The organism is Paenibacillus sp. SORGH_AS_0306 (assembly GCF_030819345.1).
Lineage (GTDB): Bacteria > Bacillota > Bacilli > Paenibacillales > Paenibacillaceae > Saccharibacillus > Saccharibacillus kyungheensis.
The window spans coordinates 451,697-477,487 of sequence record NZ_JAUTBP010000001.1 but is presented as its reverse complement, the minus strand read 5'-3'; the positions used below and the strand labels follow the sequence as shown (position 1 = coordinate 477,487).

Below are 25,791 nucleotides of genomic sequence, written 5' to 3'. Positions count from 1 at the left end.
ATGCAATTATTTTTTATTATTTGCTTTCATAATTAGATCAAAGAGCGCACATTCATTTTGGAACGATACTCCTGCGGGGTAATTCCTTCTAGTTCTCGGAACACTTTTGAAAAGTGACGACTGCTCTCAAATCCTACCTGTTGACTGATTTCGTTTAATCGGTAAGAGCTTTCGGTTAGCAATAATTTAGCTTTGGCAATACGTACTTTTTTGAGATAGATAACAAAGCTCTCACCTGTATATGCTTTGAAAGCTTCACTAAAATAAGAGTAATTGAGTGAGACATGATTGCTTACGATTGCCATATTTAACGGACGATCATAATGAGCATGAATAAATTGCACCGCTTCTTTGAGATGTTGAGGCTCAGTATGAATAATGCGCAATTGCCGGATATAATCATCAAGACAGATCAGTACATTTTCTAGATCACGGAAATAGTCTTGAAAATAACGGTAATGATTCAGATTGCCTACACGCCGATACAGACGTAATACTTCTACCGAAGCTTCGCCATAATGTCTAAAAATCTCATCCAACACCTGTTCATTGATACACTGAGCCACTTGCTCAATATAAGCGATTGGCAGATAGATCAATTCATGAATTCTAAAAATCTGATACAATCGCTGCTCAATCTCTGGATCACGATCACTTCCGAGTGTATTGCCTAGCAAGCGAATCTCTTCTTCTGGAATACTCCATGTTGTATAGATCTGCTCTACAACACGATAATGGATAAGATGAATACCAGGATGAAGAAATCCATAATGAAGTGCCTGACAAGCTTCTTGATAATGCTCAGCAATACTTTGCAACTGACTGCCTTGTTCGCTAACCCCGATAAGAAGTCCTTCTACTTCTCGCTGTGCTGCTATCTCTGCTAGTTGTTCTAAATGATGTAATTCAGTCGCAGGTATAATCCAGACCAGCCGATCTTCTTTGTCATACAATTGTGCAGTACACTGAATATTCATCCCTGCACATAATCGCTTCATTAAGACGGTAAGCTCCTGCTGATCGATCAAGATGCCTTCTTTATTTTTGTACTGAAATACACCGATCACATAATGTTCTGGCAACTGTAGACCGTCTATTTGTTCCGATAATGCAGTGAGTTCTAATGGATCTGCATACAATAGACTTTGTAATTGTTCTTGATCTTTTTGCAACCGATATTGTTCGACTTCAGCAAGACTACGAGAAACATGATCACGCTTTTGCAATTCTTCTTCTAACCGACGCAAAGCATCAAATAAATCTTCACGTCGAATCGGCTTGAGCAAGTATTCGCTCACCTGATAACGAATAGCTGCTTTGGCATATTCAAAATCATCATATCCACTTAATACGATGACATAGGGTTGGACAGCTAACGTCTTGAGACCACGCATCTGTTCTAAAAACTGCACACCATCCATTACAGGCATCCGTATATCAGTAATCACAATATCAATAGCAGTATTTATCATCTGATCTAAAGCTTCTTGTCCATGACGTGCATGTATATATTGATAATGCGCAGGAAACTCCCGCTCGATCATCACTTGTAATCCTTGTCTGATATTACGTTCATCATCTACGATCATTATTTGAGTCATCTGATCATTCTCCTCCTGTGAGCAGTACTTTCGGAAAGCGTAAAGTTACAATCGTTCCTTCTCCCAAAGCACTGGTAATATGTAGCCCGTAATCTTCTCCATAAAATAAAGCAAGTCGTCTCTGTACATTGCGCATACCTATTCCACCTTTACGTGACTGCTGTTCTTCAGACGCATGTGCAGGATAGCTATTGTTTATATGAGAATGATGAGGTTCGTCTGGCATATGAATCCATTGTTGTAACGCTTCTAATTGCGCCTGACTCATTCCACTACCGTTGTCTTGAACCGTTACAGTAATCACTCGATCCGGTTCGGCAACAACCTGAATCATTAAGCATCGTTCTATATATTCATCTTCATTCCAAGCGTGTTTAAATGCATTTTCAACTAATGGTTGTAAAGACATTTTTAGGATTTCTAGCTCTAGCAATAACGCTGGAATATCAATATGAAGTTGAACCGGCTCTTCAAAACGGATATTCATAACATCGATATAATTATGAATATGACGTATTTCTTCGCTCAATTTCACATATTCACCCGACCATTTGAAGTTATAACGCATCATTCCACCAAGTGAAGTTAACGCATCCGAGATGTGGCGCTGATCTTCGATCTCGGCTAACATTTTGATATTTTCAAGCGTATTATAGAGAAAATGAGCATCAATCTGGCTATATAACGTACGCAGTTCAGCTTCTTTCATCAAAGCTTGCTTGCTGACAGCTTGGGCTATTAATTCATTAATCGTGAGTGTCATCCGATTAAAATGATATGCCAGTTCTCCAATCTCTCCTCCTCCATCCACTTTGACCCCATGATGAAGTTCACCACGACGTACTTTTTTCATAGCGGCTGTTAATCGGCGTAGATTTTTAAGAATAATCGTATTTGCGAGATACGTAATAAGAGATACCAACAAAATAAATCCGATATTCAACAGCACAATACCATTACGAGCACGCTTCGTATCTTGTAGTACTTTTTCTAATGAAACGATATGAACCAACTGCGCCCCTAATCGATCGATCCGGGTAGATGTCGCTAAATAAGCATTGCCTTGATCGGTATACCGAATTGAAGACATGTTTTCGTCTGTTGTGTAGTTGTCTACCGACTGGTGTTCTACTTGATATGATGGGTTCTTGGCTTGTACTTGATTCTCTTTCAACCATTGTTGTAAAGGAGCGGTATACTTCTTATCCTGAGGAGAAGAAGGGATATATCCACCGCCTGCATCTAACAGCAACATTTGCGATTCATCTTCCTGTAAAGTTCCATACGTACGTGGAGCAAAATTGGATAACAACATATCGACCTGTACAATACCGGCATGATGTCCTTTAGGTAACTGAATTTCGCGTAACAATGATATTTTCGGTGGATCAAGTTCAGGCACTCTGGTACGGTCAGAAGGTCGTGATAAATCTTGCTGTTGCACATACCATCCTTCAAGATCACCTAACATACGCGCAAGCTTGTACCATGGCTGATCCTGTACTCGCTTTTCCTGAAAAAAAATCGGCCAAATCTCATAAGTGTATTCACTAGCACTATATAAACGAAGATGTAAAATAGTCGGGTTATTAATCTCAATTTGTGCCAGATTGGTATAAAAACTGTTGTTAAACTCTATTAAATCTGACGTAGGTGCACTTTCATTGCCAGCAAGATATTGAATCACTTCTTTGTCTGATAAAGCTAGCTGGGCTGCACGTTCCATCGTTTCAATCTGTGTTAACAAAACCTGTTTCTCATTTTGCAACGCATCTATACTTTTAAGCCGTGTATCTTCAATATACGTTTCATTGACCTGATTATAAAAATATAATGATACTGCTGTAGTCGGTAACAAAATCACAATAATATAGGTGCCGATCAATCGACTTTGTAAAGAAAGAGTGTTCAGCCAATGCAGAAAAGGCTGTATAATTTGACGAAACGTAATCTATTCCTCCCTATCCAACAACTACAATGATGATCACAACTTATAAATGTAAGCGGTTAAACTATGTATTCTATTGTAACTCAATTAACTGGAAAATTGTGTACAAAAAGGGACTTTTACAGAATAGGCTTCTGCTCAAGTCCCTTTTTATACTATTGTATGCAATTTGGATCGCTATCTGCTCTTTTATTGTGCTTCTAGTTTGGCTTTATTTTTCTCATATTCTGTTTGTTGATAAGCTTGTACTTTGGCTAATCCATCTGCTTCACGTTTACTCAAGTATTCGTTAAAGATCTGATCAAACTCACTATCAGAAGAAGCTAACAACAATTTAGGTAATGTCTTACCCCATAGTTGTGAGATTTTGGTATTGATAATTCCTTCTGGTGAATTGCCTGTTGGATTCAATTGATCAAATTCAGACGCACTAACTGTTTTGCCTTTCGTCCATTCTTCCATTTGTTTGAATGGTTCTACACTCTCTGGTTTCCATTGATCGGTGATATTCGTGTTCATTTGCATCCAGTATTTATGAGAAGCACCATACTTGGTATCAAATTCTGAACGATCACTGTTCAGTGATTTCAATACTTCAGGTTTAAATTGATCTTTGCCATCTACAGTATCATATGTGACTCCTTTTTCACCTAAATAGAAGTCTTTTTGTCCTTCTTCACTAATCATATATTCAAGGAAACGGATCGCACGTGCTTTGTCTTTGACATTTTTAGAAATTAAGGTTACTGTCCATCCTGAGATGACCGGCCCTGATAAGATAGGTTGATCTAATTTGGAATCAGACGGGCCATCAACTGCGATATAGACTGAATTAGGATCTTTAGCATAAAGTGCATTTTGTTGTGTATTAAAGTCACTACGTTGATACAACATTGCAAAGTAACGTCCTTGTGCTATTTTTTCTTCCATTTGCGAGCGTTTGTCGATAAAGATATCTTTGGATAATAATCCATTTTGATTTGCTTGACGGAACGTTTTGAGCCAGCGCAGGTATTCTGGATCGGTTGTACGATCATACAGCTTGCCGTCTTTTTCCATCGGGATTGCTAAGAAATTCTGCAAATATCCTTCTAATGAATAGTTCCCGTTTTCCGTAAATTCGTGTAATCCTAGTGGAATTAGTGGCTGTCCATTCACTTCAGGGAATTTCTCTTTTGCCATATTGAGCGCTTTCAAAAATCCTTCCGGTGTACGCATATCTGGTTTACCTAGTGCTTCATACATATCTTTGCGTACAACAAACACCTGATTGGACAAATAATTTTTGCCGTATTTTGCAAAATCCGCAGGAGAAGAAGACGCATTCGGATATCCATATACATTACCATCTGGCTGAGTGTACCATGCTAATTTGGCTGGATCGGTTACTTTGTAGAAATAAGGATCATACTGGTCTGCTAATTCATTCAGTGGCAAAACCAACTTACCTTCGATCATTTTTTTGACTGCATCTTCACCCCATGCGAGTGTGATAAAGTCAGGCAATTTACCAGAAGCAATCATTGTATTTAGTTTTTCATTTTCATTACCAGCAGGCACAATAAAGTTTAAGCTAACCCCTGTTTTCTTTGTTACATATTGGCTTGTTGGATCAGTGCCCCAATCACTTCCAGTGTACCAGGAGAAGTTCATATACCAGTCAAATGTAATCGGTGATGTATCTACTTTCCAACCCGGTTCATTGGCTGAAGCCGCTTTGACCGGTGTATTATTTTGTTCAGATGCACTTTTACTTCCTCCACCAAAGTAAGAACAAGCTGTAGTGAACATCATCAAGCTAGCTAGCGTTAGCATCAATGCAGGTTTGTGCCATTTGCGATGATTTATATTTCGTTTCATCAGATCAATACCCCTTTTCTATTTGTAATCATTGGTTATTCATATCAGGTGAACAAGCTGTTACCGCTTTGACTAGCAAACGAATCAGACTTAGCCTTTAATCGAACCAATCATCATGCCTTTCACAAAGTATTTTTGTAAAAATGGATAAACGAATACGATTGGCATCGTTGTAACGACCATTGTAGCCAATTTGATCGACTGCGATGTCACTGAACGTGTAATTCCTCCCGGTACCGCAGAAAGCATCTGGTTAGAGCTAGATTCAGCAACAACACGGTAAAGGTACGTCTGGATCGGTTGTAGACTGGTATCATTCATATAGATCATACCTGTAAAATAATCATTCCACTGGAACACTCCATGAAAGAGAGCAATCGTGGCGATAACAGGCATAGACACTGGCAATACAACCCGTAGGAAAATCGACCAATCATTCGCACCATCAATCCGCGCGGCTTCTTCTAGTCCTTCCGGTATTTCACGGAAAAAGGTCATAAAGATAATAAGATCGAAAAAGCTAAACATCGCTGGAATAATATATACCAAAAAGTTATCTAACAACTGTAAATCCTTCATCAACAAAAAGGTAGGAATCAATCCGCCACTGAAAAATAAAGTGATCGTTCCGATCCAGATATAGACTTTGCCTCCGATCAACCCTTTTCGAGACAAGGCGTAAGCTACCATTGCTGTAAAAAATACATGTATGACTGTACCAATCAACGTCTTAGCTACAGTAATCCACATCGCTTGCATAATACCCGGGCTCTGGAATACCGCTTTGAAGCTTTCCAGACTAAATATTCGTGGCCACCAATAAATCCCACCACGCATCGCATCGGTTCCTTCATTCAGTGCATTCACAAGCACATACCAGATCGGATACAGCGTAATAAAACAAATCAAGATCATCAATACTGTATTCAATGTATCAAAAATCGCTTCACCACGCGTCTTACGATCTGCCTTCATACTAATCATCGTCATTCTCCTTTACCATTAGAGTGAGGGGTCTTTCAGGCGCACTTTCTTTTAAAGCATTTTCAGATTAAAGATTAAGAGATTTAAAGATGAATTGCTTTATTTAAGTACAGTGATCTAAGTACAGAGAATTAAACGCAAAAATTTAAAAGCAATAGATCAAATTCGGTAAGTCAAGAGATTATGCTTCGTGCAAGAGCTTGGTTGGGGAGTTAGCAGCTTAAAAACTCATAGCTAAATCATTGAAGCAGTAAAGTCTTTCAACTAACTAATCTTTCCTGCCCCTCCCCCACCCAGGGTAGCTTTAGCGGCGAGAATAGAGTGTTCTGAAAGAGCGAAGCGCTCGCCTTTAAGGATTAATATTTACTGCTAAAAGCAGTGATCAAAATATTCATCCTTAACAGCGACGACAAGAACATTCTATTCTCAAAGCGGCTAACGCTCACCCCCCACCCCCTTTTAAAAGAGTGAAGTGTTGTTTAGCTTCTTCGTCACCTGATTAGCAATGACCAGTAAAATCAAAGCGATAATCGATTTGATAAGACCGATAGCTGTTGAGTACGAGAAGCGTCCGGATAATAGACCCGTTTGATAAACATAGATATCGATAACGTTACTAGCACTCTCGTTGAGCGAGTTCCGTAAAACGAGAATTTGGTCAAAGTTAGAGTTCAGTACACCGCTGACTGCTAGAATAAATAGAATCGCAATCGTGGCTTGGATACCGGGCAACGTAATGTACCACATTTTTTGAAAACGTCCTGCGCCATCGATCGTAGCCGCTTCATACATTTCTGGAGATACACCTGCCATCGCAGCCAGATAGATAATCGCTGACCACCCGAGTTCTTTCCAAATATCAGATGTGATCACAATCGTCCAGAAGTATTGCGGTTCCGCTAAGTAAGAGATGGGTTCTTTGATCAAATGCAGTGCCATTAAGACATTGTTGATAATCCCGACATCGGCTAACCATGTCGTCAAAATACCACCAAGAATAACCCATGATAGAAAATGCGGTAAGTAAGAGATCGTTTGAACTGCTTTTTTGAAACGTACTGACCGTAATTCATTTAGAAAAAGAGCGAAAATAATCGGTAGTGGAAATCCGATAAATAGCTTGATTAAGCTGATTCCTAGCGTATTACGGATCACATCAGGTAGATTTTCATCATCCATAAATGCTTTAAAGTGCTCCCATCCGACCCACGGTGCCTCGGCAATACTTTCAACAATATTAAATTCTTTGAACGCAATAATAATGCCGTACATAGGAATATAGTTAAAAATCAACATCCAGACGACACCAAGCAATGCCATCACCTGCAAATGTCGCTGAGTATACAGTCGGCGGAACCAGCGTTTGGTAGGTGAAGTGGTAACTTTATCTTTTGTTTTTCTTGTGGTTTTGGATTCTCTTTTGATATCTGTATCCATAAATAAATCCTCCTTTACGTTCTCTATCGATGTCTGTGTCGCTGTAGTCTCCTATCCTCCGTTTATGGAATCAATGTTATCCATCTTCTTTCTTTTTATGTAAGCGATTACATTTAATGAATTAATTATAGCGTGCTGATGTTAGATCGGTAATGCTTCATATTTCGTATCATGTGTACCATTTTTCGGGTGAACACAACTAAAAACCGCCAGAACGTATTGTCCTGACGGTTTGGGATAATTATTTTGTTAGAATGAATGATTTTAATTCGGTATCGTAACCATCTGATTTACATGCTACGTTTACGTTATCGCAGAACTTTTTTTATACAGATGATGTACCTTTGTTTTTGTTATAAATATCAAATGCTACCGCAAGTAGTAATACCAGACCTTTGATGCCTTGTTGCCAGTCGATACCTAGTCCTACAAGAGACATACCGTTATTCAGTACACCCATAACCAGACCACCGATAATCGCTCCGAATACTGTTCCGATACCACCTGAAGCGGAAGCACCACCGATAAAACAAGCTGCAATCGCATCTAGCTCAAAGTTGGTTCCTGCTCTTGGTGTAGCTGCATTTAGACGAGCTGCGAAGATCAACCCTGATACAGCAGCCAATACGCCCATATTCACAAATACCCAGAATGTTACTTTTTTCGTTTTAACACCGGATAATCCCGCTGCTTTTTCATTACCACCGATCGCATATACATGACGACCCATCACTGTTTTGTTCATCACAAAAGAGTAGATAATAATAAGCAAGAATAACAGTACTAGAATAGTTGGAATCCCTGCATAACTAGCCAGTACAATAGTGAAAGCATTGATAACAGCAACTACCAGAATCATTTTCACAAGGAAGATCGCTTGTGATCCCGTATCAAAGTTATATTTGCGTTGTGCTGAACGATTACGCAGTTCAGTTACAATGTAAAGAATCGATAAGGCAATTCCGGCAAGCACAGCTACAATATTCGTAGCCATATTCGAAAAGTCAGGGATAAAGCCTGAACTGATCTTCTGGAAACCATTCGGGAATGGCGAAATGGACTGCCCTTCCAACACGATCATCGTTAATCCACGGAATAATAACATCCCGGCAAGGGTTACGATAAAGGCGGGTATTCGTACATAAGCAACCCAGAATCCTTGCCATGCACCGATCAATCCACCGATTACAATCGATAACACAACCGCTAAGATTGGGTTCATTTGCCATTGCACCATAAAGATTGCCGATACCGCACCAACAAACGCTGCGATAGAACCAACCGACAGATCAATATGCCCGGTGATAATAACAAGTACCATTCCGATCGCAAGTACCAGTATGTAACTATTTTGCAAAATCAGGTTGGTAATATTGATCGGTTTGAGTAGCAAACCTCCTGTTAAAACTTCAAATAGTAACATAATAAATAGTAATGCGATAATCATGCCGTACTGACGAATATTTCCTTTAAACATTTTGCCAAGTGTCGATTCTTTTTTTGCCTCTGGCTTGGTTAATGTAGACATACGTTATGCTAACCCCTTTCGTTTTTTAAATAGATTGAATGTAACGTTTTCGTGCAGAACAATTGCATTAAGAAGAACTGCGTGTCATATAGGTCATTAGTTTTTCCTGAGTCGCTTCTTCACGGCTCACTTCACCGGTAATCCGCCCTGCATTCATCACATAAATACGATCACAGATCCCTAGAATTTCTGGTAATTCTGATGAAATGACAAGAACCGTTTTGCCTTCGTCTGCAAGGCGATTAATAATCGTATAAATTTCGTATTTGGCGCCTACATCAATACCGCGTGTAGGTTCATCCAGAATTAGAATATCTGGACCGGAAAAGATCCATTTTCCCAGTACGACTTTCTGCTGATTCCCACCGCTAAGATTGCCTGTTTTCTGCAAAATATTTGGTGTTTTGATTTTCATTTGTTTACGCATATCTTCAGCAACCATCACTTCTTCTTGCTCATTGACGACGGTATTTTTGGTGATTTTGCCAAGTCCGGTTAATGAAATATTGCGCTTAATATCATCCATTAGAATCAGACCGTAGTTTTTGCGATCTTCAGTCACATAAGCAAATCCATTATCGATAGCCTGGGTAACGGTATTATTGGTGATCGGCTTACCGTTTTTGATCAATGTACCATTTATTTTTTTGCCATACGATTTGCCGAAAATACTCATGACCAGCTCGGTACGACCGGAGCCCATCAATCCAGCAATTCCTACAATCTCACCACGACGTAGATTCAAGTTAGCATTGTGAATCATCTGGCGGTCTGCATGTTGCTCATGGAATACATTCCAATCTTTGACCTCAAGTACCACTTCGCCGATCTTCGGTTCACGCTGTGGATAACGATGAGTCAGATCACGTCCTACCATTCCGCTAATGATCCGGTCTTCGGTAATCTCGTCTTTGTGCATATCCAGCGTCTCAATCGTTTGGCCATCTCGCAAAATAGTTACTGAATCCGCGACTTTGGAGATTTCATTTAACTTGTGAGAGATTAGAATACAGGAGATACCTTGACGTTTAAATTCAAGCATCAGTTGGAGCAAATTCTCGCTATCATTTTCATTCAAAGCTGCTGTCGGTTCATCCAAAATCAGCAATTTTACTTCTTTGGATAGTGCTTTGGCGATCTCTACCAATTGCTGTTTACCGACTCCGATATTGGTAATTAGCGTATTCGGTGATTCGTTCAAACCTACTTTGGTCAGCAATTCTTGCGTCCGTTGAAGCGTCTCATTCCAATCGATAATGCCACCTTTTTTACGTTCATTACCGAGAAAAATATTTTCAGCAATCGATAGGTAAGGAATCAAAGCTAGTTCTTGATGGATAATAACGATGCCTAGTTCTTCACTTTGCTTAATATCGCGAAATTCACAGGTTTTACCTTGAAAAATAATATCGCCTTCGTAGGTTCCATATCCGTAGACACCACTGAGTACTTTCATGAGCGTGGATTTGCCAGCGCCATTTTCGCCACACAGTGCATGGATTTCACCTTGTTTGACTTGCAAGTTTACATTTTCCAATGCTTTCACACCGGGGAATGTTTTGGTGATATTTTTCATTTCTAAAATGATGTTGTTGGACATGGTGGTGCTCCTTTCATAGTGGTGGGAGTGAAAAAAACACTCTTGAGTTGGTGGTGATGGCGTACGGTGATGGGAGACGCTACGGGAGGGGAATCTTCTTGCAGTCGCGGTAAGGATGGGATCCTTACAAGGCGACTTTCAGAATGATTCCTCTCCCTTCGCTCCGTTGGCACGTACGCTTTCCTTTTAAAAGATGGGAAAGATTTAGGGATTAGAGATTAATAATTAAAGATTTAGAGATTAAGGGCATGTTTTGTCCACTTGTTGGGTGAGGTTGGCAGTTTTTTTAAGGGTAGAGCATTAGTTTGTTTTGAGATTAGAGACTGATGAATTGGATTAAAGCATGTACTTGGTATACAAGTTTCGCTCCGGCATGTTTGTTATTTAAAAAACGTAATTTGTTTAAGGACTAGAATTCTGCGAAGTGAGATATGAATTAGTTCCCTTTCACTTCTGCTTCGGTATAGTATCCGCTGTCGATAATGATTTTTTGGACGTTGGATTTGTCTACTGAGATTGGGTCTAGCAGGTATGCTGGCACGACCATAATATTATTGTTGTATGATTTGGTATCGTTGACTTCGGCTTTTTTGCCTTGCAAGATGCTGTCTACCATATCTGCTGTTTTTTCAGCAAGTTGGCGTGTATCTTTGAAAATCGTTTGTGTTTGTTCGCCAGCAACGATCGATTTGATCGATGCTAATTCACCATCTTGTCCGGTGATTACAGGTAACGGTTTCTCTGCTGATCCGTAACCTACACCTTTTAGTGATGAAATAATACCGATACTGATACCATCATAAGGCGAAAGAACAGCATCCAGATTGGCATCGGCGTAATAAGCGCTGACTAGATTATCCATACGAGATTGGGCTAAAGCGCCATCCCAGCGTAGGGTTGAAATCTGTGCCATCGTTTTCTGATTACTACGAACGACTAACTTGCCTGAATCGATGTACGGTTGCAGGATAGACATAGCTCCATTGAAAAAGAAGTACGCATTATTATCATCCGGTGAACCGCCAAAAAGCTCGATATTGAAAGGGCCTTTGCCTTTTTTCAGTCCTAACTTATCTTCAATGTACGATGCTTGTAGCACCCCGACTTTGAAATTATCAAAAGTCGCGTAGTAACTTAAGTATCCTGTATTCATAATCAGGCGATCATACGCGATAACTTGAATACCCTGTGCATGTGCTTTGCTAATGACATCGGTTAACGTATTACCATCTACCGAAGCGATAACGATCACATCGACTTGCTTGGTGATCATATTTTCAATCTGAGAAATCTGATTCTCGACTACATCTTCTGCATATTGCAGATCGGTTTTGTATCCTTTAGATTGGAAAAGCTTCACCATGTTGCTACCATCTGCCACCCAGCGTGCCGATGACTTGGTCGGCATCGAGATGCCGATATATCCCTTTTCCTTACTTCCTGCACTGCTCTCCGCAAGATTACAGGCAGATAAGGTAAACATCATGAGGATGATCAAGGTTAATAACGATCCTCTTTTCATCAGTTATTCTCCTTTCGAGTAGGTGTTCAGTGAACGTCTTTTATTTTGGTAACGCTTTCTTTTATGTATAATAACATGGTAAAGATTGGGAGTCTTTTTGATAAACCGACCTTTTTTATAAAAATCGGACATAATTATTAGTTGGGGGGAAATGAGGTAGTTTGCTACGGGGAGCGAATCTTCTTGCAGTCGCAGTAAGGATGGGATCCTTACAAGGCGACTTTCAGAATGATTCTCTCCCCTTCGCTTGATGCACCTGCATTTCATGGGGTGGGGTGAGCAGGGAAAGATTTATGATTTTAAAAGCTTTTGTAGTTTGATTGATCAATGGGTATTCAACAAGAAGAGCAACTCTGATTTTATTTATCAGGGTTGCTCTTTTGAAAGCTTTATAGGTTGTGATTGGGGGGGCTTTAGATAGTTATTGTGGTTGCTTCTCTCCTCTTACCTTCTCAATCAACTCCAAATACTGCCGATCGCCAAGTCCGTAGCGTTGGAATAATTTCAGCATATTGTGCATGATCTCTTCTTTGCTTTCTTTGGGATGACTCAAAATGTAGCGGGTTAGTTCATTATCGTCTTGGTGCAGGTCTAGGTACAATGAAATGCCTTGGTACATCACAGGCATCAACTGAACGTCTGGCATTTTCTTGTCTAACAATACTTCACGATACACTGACGTATATCCGCCTAATGGTATCTCCGTTTGTTGTACATCGTAAGTCTGCTCCTGTACGGCATTGAAATAGACAATGCCAGCGTAACCGGATTGCTCCAGATAAGCGAGTATGGTCAACAGATTGATCTGGCAGAACATATCTTCTCCGAACCAGAGAACGATACAGCGATAGTCTTTGGTTAATAATGGAGTCAATGGTTCAACTACAATCTGCTCATATCCTGCTAATGAGCTATGGTGTCCGTCTGCACGAATTTGGTTGAAGGCGTGGCTGAAAATATCGGCGGTTGACTCATGTACACACATTGCTTCGTTAAAAGGTACATATTCACTTTTGCCCATTAATTCTTGTGTACGAAATTGTTCAAACATCACTTGCCCGTTCAATACATTAAGAATATCTTGATCGGTAAAAGCGGTTAATTGATTTTGTAATTCGGTAATGACTAATTTTTGAGAAATGTCTATCATCGTGATATCCTCTCCTTGTTCGATATTGAGTTTGAAATACGATTGCCACGGCTTCTGTTGCTTGCGAAAGGTCATGGGGGTTACACCAAATACATCTTTGAACGCTCTAGCAAATGCTTCTTGAGAAGAATAACCATGTTCGATCGCGATATCGAGTATGCGCTCTTGGCTGTTTATCAGAGAAATCGATGCTACGTATAATCTCCGAAGGGTACGATAACTTTTAATACTCACTCCTGTGTGATGGCGGAATTTGAATGAACAATAATACGGGGAATAGCCCATTTTCTCGCTCAACCGAAGCAATGAAAAATCTTCAAATAGATGGGCTTCAATCCAATCGATCATCTCTTGAATCCAATCGTTCATGATCACTTCTCCTTTCTGATCTTATTATGTAAGAAGATAAAGATTATTTTTTGATACTGGTTGTGTTCTATGTTTTTGCTTAATGGTGGGATATACTACTTTTTTTCTGCACTTTTGTATCTATCCAGTCAAAGTAAAACCTACAGCATCCTTATACTGTAGGCTAAATGATTCTATAAATTAACGTTAAAATAAATTCATACTCAAATACCGCTCTCCATTATCCGGAGCAATACATAATACTTTATGACCTGCACCGAGACGCTTCGCTTCTTGTAGTGCTGTCCATACCGTTGCTGCTGAAGAAGGACCGACCAGAATTCCTTCATATCTCGCCAGATCACGCATCGTCTGAATCGCATCTTCGTCAGACACCTGTACAATTTGATCATAAATAGACGTATTCAAAATCGCCGGTACAAATCCCGGACTGGTGCCGACAAGCTTATGCGGCCCTGGCTGTCCACCAGACAATACAGGCGATCCTTGCGGTTCGACAACCAGAATACGGACATCCGGCAAATGCTGTCTTAATGTCTCGCCTGTGCCTGTGATCGTACCTCCTGTTCCTGCGGAAGCTACAAATGTATCTAATTGATATTCCATCTGCTCCAAAATTTCAATAGCTGTTGTATTACGGTGAGCATCTGCATTAGCTGGATTATCAAATTGTCTTGGCATATAACTGTTTGGAATTTCAGTCAGCAATTGTTCTGCTTTGCGAATTGCGCCTGGCATTTTCTCGGAAGCAGGTGTTAATACTACTTTGGCTCCATATGCTTGCAATATCTGGATGCGCTCGCGTGACATATTGTCCGGCATAATCATAATCGCTTTGTATCCTTTTGCCGCTGCGTTCATCGCTAGCCCTATTCCTGTGTTGCCACTGGTAGGTTCGATAATGGTACTACCTGCTTGCAGTAGCCCCTCTTGCTCTGCACGTACAATCAGGTTTAGTGCCGCTCGATCTTTGACACTACCACTCGGGTTAAAATATTCTAACTTCACATAGACAGCCGCATCTTCTGTATCAGGTAAATGATGCAAACGTACAACAGGTGTATCTCCGACTAATTCGGATATATTTTGAACAACTTTTAAATTCATAGGGGTGCCTCTCCTTATTCAGAATCTTTGCCAATTGTTGATAGATCTACTTGTTCTTCTAATTGAGTGTAATGGTTTACTTTGTCAGCAATTTTGTTCAAATGCTGTTGTTGATCAATCTTTGACTGCATCAATTGATAATGACTTTGCAATAATTGTTTTCGTAATGCAACGGTATGATCTCCTTGACTGCGCAGATCAGCAAATGCCTTCATGTCTTGTATCGACATTCCTGTTTCTCTCAAACGCATTAAGAAATCTAACCATAATATATCTGTGTCTGTATATTGTCGATAACCTTTAGAATCTCTTTGAATATCGTGTATCAGATGAATCTTTTCATAATAGCGTAGTGTATGTGCAGATAATCCTGTAATTTCGGTAATTTGTTGAATCGAATATAATTTGTCCATATCTCTATTATACTACGATCTCCAAAAAAAGATTTGCATTAGAGCGCGCTCTAACGTTTACGATTGCTCTTGTACTTCATAATCATGAATATAAAGGAGCTGTCTATATGTCTAATGATCGTTATACTCAAGGTTGGAACAAGCTGGTGGAAGTGGATGGCGAAGCAGGGCAACGGGTGATCGATTCTTTGGCTTCGATCGCACCTGATCTTGGAAAATACATTATTGAATTTGCTTTTGGTGATATTTATTCTCGGGATACTCTTACATTGCAACAACGCGAACTGATCACTATTTCTTCACTGATTACTCAAGGTGATTGTGCTGCGCAGTTAACTGTTCATCTGAACGCTAGTCTAAATGTAGGGATTACACCTACCGAAATTGTAGAAACGATTATTCATTGCTCCCCTTATATTGGATTTCCACGGGTATTAAATGCAATGAATATAGCTAAAGACGTATTTGCACAACGAGGTATTGAACAGCTATAACTGTTTTGCTTGTTATCTATACCACTATTAGCAATAATCGCAAAAGCCCACACCTCTACAATAGTATAGAAGGTGTGGGCTTTTGCGATTGAGATATTATCTTGAGCTGTGTTGTCTGGTTATTTGAAGTATAGTGCGATCATCTTAATGACCTATTCTATACTTAATTTAGCGGTTCTTTTTTCGCTTTTTCGCGGTCTATTCCTTTTTCTTTTAGCGCTGGTTTTAATTCATCTTTTTCCAGCTTCCATAAAGGGACACCTGTCCGATACGCTGCTCTTGCATTCAAATGTCCGGCTACCGGAGCAGTAATAAATACAAATAAGATTCCCAGTAAAATACGTGCACTTGGATAATGATCATATACCCAGAAAAATAAAAAAGCACTGGATAATACACATAACACACCTAACGTTGCACTTTTGGTAGCGGCATGAGAGCGCAAGTACACATCAGGGAAGCGAATAATACCGAATGCACTCAGTACGCTCAATAGTGCTCCAAGCAACACTAGAATCGATATTACGGGTTCACCGATCCACTGGATCATCTCGATCATCTCTGTCTTCGTCTTCATGTTCGATGACCACCCCTCTTTCGATATACTTGGCAAAAGCAACCGTTCCTAGAAATGCTAAAATCCCTACTAACAGCATAACTTCTAAATACGCTTGTGTATCTAACATCATCGATAATACAGCAATAATCGCAATCAGATTGACACCGATCGTATCCAATGCTGTAATTCGATCTGCCATAGAAGGGCCTTTTAATACCCTGAACATACAACCCATCACAGCAAGCGATAACAAAATCAAAGCAATCAATAAAGAGACTTGTAACATTATCGGGTCACCTCCTTGATTGCTTGTTCAAAGGTTCCACGAATATGCGCAGACAACTCTTCAGCATCTTGAATATCCATAGCATGAATATATACCAGATGCTGATCACGCGAAATCTCAATCAGAATCGTACCCGGCGTTAAAGTAACCAATGTAGATAATAATGTCAGTTCCCAATCTGAAGTGAGTTCAGTCTGATACGTCAGAATCCCTGGTTTGAACTTAAGGCGTGGGCTGATAATATGTTTGAGCACAACAGCACTCGATACAATCAATTCTTTGATAAACAATACCAATAACTTAATAACCGCCCATATTTTGATCCCATAAAATTCTCTTGGGAAAAAGCGACGCATAATATAAATTAGCAATAACCCGATCAGATAACCAATCACAAAGTTGAGTGTATCCCAAGTCGTATGCAAGGACATCCAGATCAAAGCTATCAACAGATTAAGAATAATTTGAAAAGCCATAGCTTCACCTACTCCTTCAATACGGCTTGGATATACAATGTCGGATCAATCAGTACATCTGTCGCTTGTGCAACAAATGTCTCGATCCAACCTGCACCCAGTCCGATCAGAATCACAAACGCAAATAATACAGAAGATGCTCCAATCAATCGGCGAGGACGGAAAGGCGACCATTCATGATACACTTCTCGCTTCACTTCAGGGCTATCTTGAAATGCTGCTCGATCATCAATAAGCGGGCGATCTTTGCCCCAGAAGGCTAACATAAAGATACGCATCACTGAATATAACATCAATAGACTGGCTAGCAGACTAATAATCGTCATCGTATACCAGCCGCGCTCCATACCGCCTTGTACAATCAATAATTTTCCGACAAATCCGCTCAGCGGTGGTACTCCTGCCAGTGCAAGCCCTGTAATAAAGAACATCCACCCTGTAAACGGATAACGCTTAATCAGTCCACTCATATGTTTTAACTCTGTCGTTCCTAATGCGGCTATCATAATACCTGCTAATAAGAACAATAGTGCTTTGACAATCATATCGTGAAGCATATAAAAGATAGCGCCTTCGATACCTGCACTATTTGCAGTAGCCAATCCAAAAGCGATCAATCCTACACCTGCAACAACATTGTAGACCAGAATTTTATTCACATCTCGATATGCAACCGCTCCAATCACACCTAGCACCATCGAAGCAATTCCCATCCAACCGATTAATGTATATAAAAATCCGGTATCATGATAAAAAATCAATGTAAATGTGCGGATAATAGCGTACAGCCCTACTTTGGTAAGCAGACCTGCAAAAATCGCTGTAATCACAGAAGGTGGAGCAGCATACGAACCCGGTAACCAGAAAAATAAGAATAATCCTGCTTTTAACCCGAATACGATTAAAAATAAAAATGCAATTACACCTAGAATTCCATCTTGTCCGGCTTCAGATACACGCTGTGATAAATGAGCCATATTTAGCGTACCCACAGCCGCATACAAATAAGCCATCGATGCTACAAACAGAGAAGAAGATACAATATTGATCAAAATGTATTTTAACGTCACTTGCAATTGACGCTTCGTTCCACCCAATACAATCAACGCATACGAAGATACCAACATCACTTCAAAACAAAAAAAACAAATAAGTTAAATAAATCACCTGTTAGAAATGAACCGTATACCCCCACTAGCAAAAATTGAAAAAATGGATAAAAGTGATGCTTTTCACGTTCTTCTCCGATACTGGCGAAGGCGTAAAATAAACATACAGCACCCAGTATCGATGTAGTTAATACTAGTAAAGCGGCAAACATATCTGCTACAAATACAATCCCGTAAGGAGCCGCCCAGCCACCCATCGCAAGCGTCTGAATACCTTCCATTCGTACACTGATCACAATCCATACCGCTACACCCACATTAGCAATAACAGCAACCCCACCTAGCCAGCGCTGGATCGGCACATGACGCATCCCGAATATTTGAAGGACTGCGGCTATCAAAGGAATCAATAGTGGCATAATTAATAAATTATTCGTCACTTTCCATCTTCACCTCCTCCATATCATCGGTCTTCAGCTTAAGATACGAACGATAAGCGAGGACAAAGAAAAATGCAGTTACACCAAAATTAATAACGATCGATGTCAAAATCAAAGCTTGTGGTAAAGGATCTACATAAGATCCTGATTCTTCCCCTAATAATGGTGGTGCGCCTGACTTGAGTCTCGACATCGTAAGTAATAATAAATGCACACCATGTGTCAAAATCGAAGTTCCTAAAATAATGCGTAGCAGACTGCGCGACAAGATCAGGTATACCGCGACTGCAAATAATATCCCAACAGCAATGGACATCCATACTTCCATATCAGCGATCCTCCCCAATCTGTAAAATAATTGTCATCGTCACACCAAGCACTGTCAGAAACACACCTAGATCAAATAGCGTTGCTGTAGCGAGTTCCGTTTTACCCAATAAAGGCAATTCAAAATAACCAAAAGACTGACTTAAAAATGGAGCATCAAAGAAAAATGAACCGATACCTGTCGCATAAGCAATACTTAATCCGACTGCGGTCACTGTGCGATAATCGATAGGCAATATCCGTCTTACCGTTTCTGCATTAAAAGCTAAAGCCAGTAAAATCAATGCTGAAGCTGTCATCAATCCACCGACAAATCCGCCACCTGGATTGTTATGACCGGCAAAGAATAAATACAACGCAAATGTTAAAATAATAAATACAATCACTTTCGTGCTCGTTTCCAAAATTACATCATTACTTTTGAACTGGGTCATATTGCGTTGCACAGTTACCGTTTCGCGACGAGTACGACCGACATCAACACGATGCGTCTGTACATCTTTATTGCGCAAATAATGAATACGAGCGCCAGTATCATTTCCTTTGACCTGAAGCTGAATCAAAGAATAGATACCTAACGAAGCAATAGCCAGTACTGTAATTTCAAGCATCGTATCAAATCCACGGAAATCTACTAGAATAACATTGACGATATTATCGCCACCACCCAGATCATGACTACCTTCTACAAAAAAGGTAGCAATCGAATCGAATGTGCCACTACCGCTGGCCGCTAACGCGATGAAGGTCATCACTATACCGACCCCTACAGACACAATAATATTGATAATACGATACCGTTTCGATACAATTTCACGCCGTAATTCAGGCATATGATAAAAGCAAAGTAAAAATAAAGATACAGACACAGTCTCCACAATCATCTGAGTCAAAGCCAAATCGGGTGCGCGAAATAGAACAAAAAACAAAGTTACCAGATAACCAACAGCTCCGGTCATAATAATCGCTGTTAGACGTTTACCTGCAAATGGAACAGCGATAGCAGTGACCACCAGACCAATTAACAACACAATTTCATAGATGCTAATCGGTGCCGCTCCTGCTGTAAGTAACGACATTCCGTTTGCTCGCCAGAATACAGTGACCATCAAAACAATCATAAATACAAAAATATAAATTAAATAGTTATGCACAGAACCGCTCATATATTGATTGGTTAGTGCTTTAGATCCTTTTTCGCCCCATTTCAGGGTACTGTCATACAGATGATTCCATGTTAACGTTTGAGGATATTTGCTATAAATCCCTTTCCAGCGTGCTAATAACAGATACATCAATGTTCCCAACACAATAATGCCTATTGTCATTAACAAAGCAGGTGTAATACCATGCCAGAATGAAATATGCACTTCAAAATGTTCGCCCGGTGCTACCAGACTGGGTAATACTGCTCTCATAGTAGGTTCGATTATGCTATAAGATAACAGATTCGGGAAAAATCCTAACCCTACCACACATAATCCCAAAATAACGGGTGAGATCAACATGCCAATCGGCGCTTCATGCGGAGTACCGCCTAATTTGTCCGGTTGAAGTGGTCCTCTGAATGTTTTGAACACCAGAATCATACTGTAGACAAATGTAAATACACTGCCCACAAAAGCAAGAATAGGGAATAAGATGCCCCATGTCTCTAAGTGATATATGTCCATATGGCTTAGTTCTACCATTGCTTCTAGAAATAACTCTTTACTCAAAAAGCCGTTAAACGGCGGAATACCCGCCATTGCAAATGCACTTACACCAGCTACCGTAAATGTAATCGGCATCACATTCATCAATCCACCCAGACGACGCAGATCACGTGTGCCTGTTTCATGATCGACAATGCCAGCTACCATAAATAAAGCACCTTTGAATGTCGCATGATTAATCAGATGGAAAATAGCAGCCATCGTCGCTGTCGTATATAGAAGTGACTCATTGCCATATCCATAATACACAGCAGCAGATCCTGCACCGAACAAAGACATAATAAGCCCCAATTGCGAGATTGTTGAATAGGCTAGTAATGCTTTGAGATCCGTTTGTTTGACAGCTAATATCGATCCATAACACATCGTGATAATACCTACTGTCGATACGATCCAGAACCATTCTGCTTGAACAGCGAAAATTGGACTAAAGCGTGCTACTAGATAGATTCCTGCTTTGACCATCGTAGCTGAATGTAGATACGCACTGACTGGAGTCGGTGCTTCCATCGCATCAGGCAACCAGATATGGAAAGGAAATTGAGCAGATTTGGTAAAAGCGCCCAATAAAATCAGTATCATTGCTGGTAAGAATAAAGATTGTCCTTGAATCTCCGTTAATACAGCGATCGTCTCACGAATACTAAAAGTGCCGGTCATATTATGTAGTAATATAAAACCAGCTAACATCGCAAAGCCACCAAGTACAGTAATTAGCATCGACTTGAGTGCTCCATAACGCGAACGATCACGTTCATACCAAAAAGCAATCAGTAAGAACGAAGAAATACTGGTCAATTCCCAGAATGTATACAACACGATCATATTATCTGAAAGCACAATCCCGAGCATAGCGCCCATAAAGATCATTAGATATAAATAAAATCGATGAATCGCTTCTTTGGCAGGATCAAGATAAAAAATAGAATATAAAACGACTAATGCGCCTATCCCTGTAATCAACAGAGCAAATAATAGACTTAACCCGTCTAAATATACGGTAAAGTTAATCCCTAACGAAGGAACCCAGGGTACACTAATCGTTTCACTAGTATCTGACTGAATCGCAGGTAAATAACGTAGAAAATTTGCAAATAATAAGGTCGGAATAGCTAAAACGATCCAACCTGTATGTACACGCGGCAATCCTTTACGGATCAGAGGCACGAAGATTGCAAATAAAAATGGAATAATAATAGCAGCATGCAATACATACACTCTTGTTGACACCCCCAATTTCTTTATCTATTACTTCCTGTATTCTTCTTCTAATGAATGTATACAAAAAGCCCTTTACCTTTATAGTACCCAAAAACAGTACCTTCTGCCCGTAATTTCATCATTTCAGGTCAAATTAGCTCAAAATAACCCAAAAAACAGCAAAAAGGAGCCTTGGTGACAGGCTCCTCCGTTTTATATACCGTATAATGTTAATTACGAATCCGATCGCATATGTTTATGAGAACATAGGGAAAATATACTTCACTAAGAACCATAACACAATTGCCAAAATAATAATATAAGCAGCATATTTAATAAAAGTAGAAGCGACCATACTTGAATCTGATTTACGTTCTACACGTACCTCTTTTTTGTCCACATCTACGTTACGATTTTCGTCCATTGTCCGTAATCTCCTTTGAGCGCCCTTTGCGGTACGCATTATCATCTTGTGAGCATTATTACACGGAAATGTGATCAGTGAATCGCTATTGATTTGTACTCTTTAAAATTTTAGGCAACTGAATAGACGACCTCTAATAAAGGATTACTCATACTGAGCTAATATCTTTTTGACATATTGCTGATATTCGGTACGCAAAAGTGGTGGCGATACAATTTCAATATGCTGACCAAATCCCAAAAAGTACTCTACTAGAAAAGAAATTTCATGCTCGCCAAAGGTTCCTACAATACAATGCTCTTTATTTTCGCTATCATTTCCTGTGTCCACCTGTTGCAAAGACATATTGGAATATCTTTTTTTATAAAAGTGGTCGATACCTTTTAGATCTACTTTAACTTGGAAAGATAGTGGACGTTGTATATCAAATTGTTGGTTGGCTAACGTATGAATCTGCTCTGCTGTCCACTCGGTGCCTTGCTGATCCGTGATATGTAACTCCTCTATATAATCGCAACGAAAATTCCGAAATTCATTTTTGTTGCGATCCCAGCTCAAACAATACCAGTATCCATCCCATATCGATAAGCGTAGCGGTTGAATAATCCGTTTATCTTGCTGATACCGATTGTATTGAATTTCGATGACCTGTCTGCCAACAATTGCAGCAAATAGTTCTACAATCCATGGCACTTCTTGTTGCTGTTCTACACCAATCCACTGAATCCATTGTTCCGCTTGCGCCATTTGTTGTTTGTACTTATCCGGTAATGTAGCTAATAATTTAGTTTTGATCTCTTGATAGTTCTGTTGAAAAGGAGTTTTTACTAATCCTTTTAACAATTGTAGCGAAAAGAAAATGGAGTGTAATTCATTGGTATTAAAATAAATCGGTGGTAATAAGGAGTTCGTTAGTACACGATAACCGCCATGACTTCCTTTTTCTGAATACAACGGAACCCCTAATTGCTCTAACGAAGCGATATCCCGTAAAGCCGTACTTCTAGAAATATCAAATGTTTCGATCAGATCGCTAAGATTAAAATGCTTTTTGGTATTGATATAGATCATCTGCTGAATCAGACGTTCATTTTTGTTCATAGGATGCTCCTTTATTTTGATTTTTTAATAGTGTCATGATTTGGCACTATTCTACCATACAATAAAAGTATTCAATCAAAGGAGTGATTACTATGTCTAATTTAACCGTCAGTACTTTTTTATCTCTACATGGTCAAGCCAAAGAAGCGATCTCTTTTTACCAGACTCATCTTCAAGCTCAACTTGTGTTCTGTATTACTAATCAAGAGATTACAGAGAAATTAGATCCCACCTATACGTATCCAGCAAGTGAAAAGGATTGGATCGCTCATTCTGTGTTAACTATTGGCAATAGTGAATTAATGATCGCTGATGAATTGATGAGTGATGCTCCCAATTTGGTCAAAGGGACTAATTTCTCGTTGTGTATCACATCATCGCAAGCAGAGATTACTACATTGTATAATCTGCTTTTGGGACATACTCAGACACGTATCATCGTTCCACTTGCACCTAATTTATTTTCCAAAGCATATGCGATTGTAGAAGATCCTTATGGAGTTGTTATCCAGTTAGTAACCGAAAAATAAGCATCTGTGGACGATGATTAATCAATAATAATACTCAAAAAATAAGCAAAAAGACCTTATCGCTGTCGTTAAGGTCTTTTTGCTTATGAAATTGTATTTGTTGTCTAAAAAGTACATCTATTGTTACTAGTGGTGAACATTGTTTTTAGCATATTGCTTACGATTGCTCTACCGTATCCCGACGATATTGATTGGGTGATACACCGATCATTTTTTTAAAAGCTGTACTAAAATAATGCTGTGAATCATAGCCCACTTGTAGCGCAATCTCAAGAATCGATAGCTCGGTTTCTTTCAGTAGATGCACTGCTTTTTGAATCCGAATCTGTACTAATACATGGATAAAAGAATGCCCTAGCTCTCGTTTCATTAAGCGGCTCAGATAGGTTGGAGAGACTTGTAACACATCTGCCAGCTTTTCCAATGTTAATTCTGGATTATGGTAATGGTTCTGAATATAATCACGCGCCCGTCTTACCAGTGGAGATAGTCGGGATTGCCCGTCTAATTGTAATTTGGCATGTCGATAAGCAGTAGTCATGACTTGGCTGTAATCTACGTCTTGTTCTAAAGATAGCAAAGGGTCATTAGGCATATCTGTATTGTTGATCTCTTCATCTATACTATTCACCGATTGCAAATGCACTTGCACATGTAGACCTATACAGTCTTTGACCGCACTCATCATTTTATCTGCTTGTTGCTCATTATCATACATAGCAGACGCAGTAGAATGATCGGGCGGACACCATGTACAAATGACTAACAACCCTGATGATTCTCTACAAATCACAAGTGGTGCTGGCTGTAAAAGCTCGGCGGCAATATTACCTATAGCGAACAACATTAATTGCTTATCTTGTTCTTTGAGCATCGGTCGTCCTTCCGCATGACCCGACCAGCGGATTAATGCTAATGTAGATGGCAAGCACACAGGTAAGTGCAAAAACTCTAATTGTTGCTTGATCTCCTCATGATGGAGTCTACCGCTTAACCAATCTAGACAAAATTGTTCTTGTAGTAAAGATGTATTTTTCTGAATCTGATCAGTCGCTAACTTTAAATACTGTTCTTGATGTAGTGTTCCATTCATTTCGGTGCGAATATGGTGCAGTACATCATACAGATGGAGCGGATCAACAGGCTTGAGAATATAATCTTTGACCCCTAATCGAATAGCTTCTTGAGCATATTTGAATTCATCATGTCCGGTAATAATTACAAATCGACAATGCGGTCGCTCAGTACGTAATCGTTTCATTAAAGAAATACCGTCCAAAAAAGGCATATTCATATCGACCAACAAAATATCGATCTGTTGTTTCAGTGCAATCTCTAAAGCTTCTTCTCCATCTTCTGCTTCTGCGGTAACGATCATCCCCAGACTATCCCAGTCGACGCAATCTCGAATTCCTTCGCGAATAATCGGCTCATCATCAGCGATTAATACGTTATATACCGCACTCATTGATATTCGTCTCCTTTACGATCTGGTTTTGCAAAAATCACTTTTTTACTACACTGAGTCGCGCTTGTGATGCCAAGCGCTTAATGTAAGATATTTTGCTTTGCAAAAATCATGGTTTTATTGAACTTGATCGCGCTTGTGGT

General features: G+C 39.7%; 21 protein-coding genes and 1 pseudogene. 2 read left to right on the top strand and 20 right to left on the bottom strand.

Going from position 1 to position 25,791, the window contains the following annotated elements; genetic code table 11:
• Positions 1-32: 32 nt before the first annotated feature.
• The 11 genes from QE450_RS01980 to QE450_RS01930 all read right to left on the bottom strand — a co-directional run bounded on the left by QE450_RS01980 (position 33) and on the right by QE450_RS01930 (position 15,519).
• Positions 33-1,601 carry a response regulator gene (locus QE450_RS01980; protein WP_307296426.1) on the bottom strand — a complete coding sequence of 523 codons (1,569 nt, stop codon included), beginning with the start codon at positions 1,599-1,601 and terminating at the stop codon, positions 33-35.
• Between the two features lie 4 nt (positions 1,602-1,605).
• A complete protein-coding gene (locus QE450_RS01975) occupies positions 1,606-3,486 on the bottom strand; it encodes a sensor histidine kinase (RefSeq protein ID WP_307296424.1) in 1,881 nt (626 codons plus the stop codon).
• A gap of 252 nt (positions 3,487-3,738) precedes the next feature.
• Positions 3,739-5,409, bottom strand: a complete 1,671-nt coding sequence (locus QE450_RS01970) for an extracellular solute-binding protein (protein ID WP_274170723.1) — start codon at positions 5,407-5,409, stop codon at positions 3,739-3,741.
• Between the two features lie 90 nt (positions 5,410-5,499).
• Positions 5,500-6,384 (bottom strand): carbohydrate ABC transporter permease, encoded by an 885-nt coding sequence (locus tag QE450_RS01965; RefSeq protein WP_373462034.1) that lies wholly within the window; start codon positions 6,382-6,384, stop codon positions 5,500-5,502.
• 468 nt (positions 6,385-6,852) lie between these two features.
• Entirely contained in the window at positions 6,853-7,830 is a 978-nt protein-coding gene (locus QE450_RS01960) for an ABC transporter permease (protein WP_307296420.1), read from the bottom strand.
• Positions 7,831-8,155: 325 nt separating this feature from the next.
• Entirely contained in the window at positions 8,156-9,358 is a 1,203-nt protein-coding gene (gene mmsB, locus QE450_RS01955; protein WP_273615185.1) for a multiple monosaccharide ABC transporter permease, read from the bottom strand.
• Between the two features lie 67 nt (positions 9,359-9,425).
• Entirely contained in the window at positions 9,426-10,958 is a 1,533-nt protein-coding gene (mmsA, locus tag QE450_RS01950; RefSeq protein WP_307296418.1) for a multiple monosaccharide ABC transporter ATP-binding protein, read from the bottom strand.
• 436 nt (positions 10,959-11,394) lie between these two features.
• Positions 11,395-12,480, bottom strand: coding sequence for a multiple monosaccharide ABC transporter substrate-binding protein (gene chvE, locus QE450_RS01945; protein ID WP_273615183.1), 1,086 nt, complete (start codon positions 12,478-12,480; stop codon positions 11,395-11,397).
• A 421-nt stretch (positions 12,481-12,901) separates the two neighbouring features.
• Entirely contained in the window at positions 12,902-13,999 is a 1,098-nt protein-coding gene (locus tag QE450_RS01940) for a helix-turn-helix domain-containing protein (protein WP_307296415.1), read from the bottom strand.
• Positions 14,000-14,185: 186 nt separating this feature from the next.
• Complete coding sequence (cysK, locus tag QE450_RS01935) at positions 14,186-15,106, bottom strand: cysteine synthase A (protein ID WP_307296413.1); 921 nt, start codon at positions 15,104-15,106, stop codon at positions 14,186-14,188.
• A 14-nt stretch (positions 15,107-15,120) separates the two neighbouring features.
• Complete coding sequence (locus QE450_RS01930; RefSeq protein ID WP_307296409.1) at positions 15,121-15,519, bottom strand: MerR family transcriptional regulator; 399 nt, start codon at positions 15,517-15,519, stop codon at positions 15,121-15,123.
• Positions 15,520-15,626: 107 nt separating this feature from the next.
• Between QE450_RS01930 and QE450_RS01925 the strand changes: the two genes are divergently transcribed.
• Positions 15,627-16,013 carry a carboxymuconolactone decarboxylase family protein gene (locus tag QE450_RS01925; RefSeq protein WP_273615177.1) on the top strand — a complete coding sequence of 129 codons (387 nt, stop codon included), beginning with the start codon at positions 15,627-15,629 and terminating at the stop codon, positions 16,011-16,013.
• 163 nt (positions 16,014-16,176) lie between these two features.
• Here the strand turns inward: QE450_RS01925 and mnhG are convergent, their stop codons facing one another.
• From mnhG to QE450_RS01885, 8 genes and pseudogenes are all read right to left on the bottom strand, one after another.
• Positions 16,177-16,590 carry a monovalent cation/H(+) antiporter subunit G gene (gene mnhG, locus QE450_RS01920; protein WP_373461903.1) on the bottom strand — a complete coding sequence of 138 codons (414 nt, stop codon included), beginning with the start codon at positions 16,588-16,590 and terminating at the stop codon, positions 16,177-16,179.
• On the bottom strand, positions 16,544-16,858 hold the full coding sequence (locus tag QE450_RS01915) for a Na(+)/H(+) antiporter subunit F1 (RefSeq protein ID WP_273615176.1): 315 nt from the start codon (positions 16,856-16,858) through the stop codon (positions 16,544-16,546). The genes mnhG and QE450_RS01915 overlap by 47 nt, the downstream gene beginning before the upstream one ends.
• On the bottom strand, positions 16,858-17,334 hold the full coding sequence (locus tag QE450_RS01910; RefSeq protein WP_273615175.1) for a Na+/H+ antiporter subunit E: 477 nt from the start codon (positions 17,332-17,334) through the stop codon (positions 16,858-16,860). Before QE450_RS01910 ends, QE450_RS01915 begins: the two co-directional genes overlap by 1 nt.
• Positions 17,335-17,342: 8 nt before the next feature.
• A pseudogene (locus tag QE450_RS01905) lies at positions 17,343-18,862 on the bottom strand (Na+/H+ antiporter subunit D).
• Positions 18,863-18,872: 10 nt separating this feature from the next.
• Positions 18,873-19,211, bottom strand: a complete 339-nt coding sequence (locus tag QE450_RS01900) for a Na(+)/H(+) antiporter subunit C (protein WP_069326639.1) — start codon at positions 19,209-19,211, stop codon at positions 18,873-18,875.
• 1 nt (position 19,212) lies between these two features.
• Entirely contained in the window at positions 19,213-22,143 is a 2,931-nt protein-coding gene (locus tag QE450_RS01895) for a Na+/H+ antiporter subunit A (RefSeq protein WP_307296395.1), read from the bottom strand.
• A 238-nt stretch (positions 22,144-22,381) separates the two neighbouring features.
• Positions 22,382-22,549, bottom strand: coding sequence for a hypothetical protein (locus QE450_RS01890; protein WP_175425127.1), 168 nt, complete (start codon positions 22,547-22,549; stop codon positions 22,382-22,384).
• 144 nt (positions 22,550-22,693) lie between these two features.
• Entirely contained in the window at positions 22,694-23,650 is a 957-nt protein-coding gene (locus tag QE450_RS01885) for a helix-turn-helix transcriptional regulator (protein ID WP_307296386.1), read from the bottom strand.
• 92 nt (positions 23,651-23,742) lie between these two features.
• On the opposite strand from QE450_RS01885, the gene QE450_RS01880 reads away from it, so the two are divergent.
• Positions 23,743-24,180: a VOC family protein gene (locus QE450_RS01880; RefSeq protein ID WP_307296382.1), complete on the top strand. Its 438-nt coding sequence runs from the start codon at positions 23,743-23,745 to the stop codon at positions 24,178-24,180.
• 157 nt (positions 24,181-24,337) lie between these two features.
• Here QE450_RS01880 and QE450_RS01875 read toward each other — a convergent pair whose 3' ends face one another.
• Positions 24,338-25,648 carry a response regulator transcription factor gene (locus tag QE450_RS01875; protein ID WP_307296378.1) on the bottom strand — a complete coding sequence of 437 codons (1,311 nt, stop codon included), beginning with the start codon at positions 25,646-25,648 and terminating at the stop codon, positions 24,338-24,340.
• Positions 25,649-25,791 lie beyond the last annotated feature (143 nt).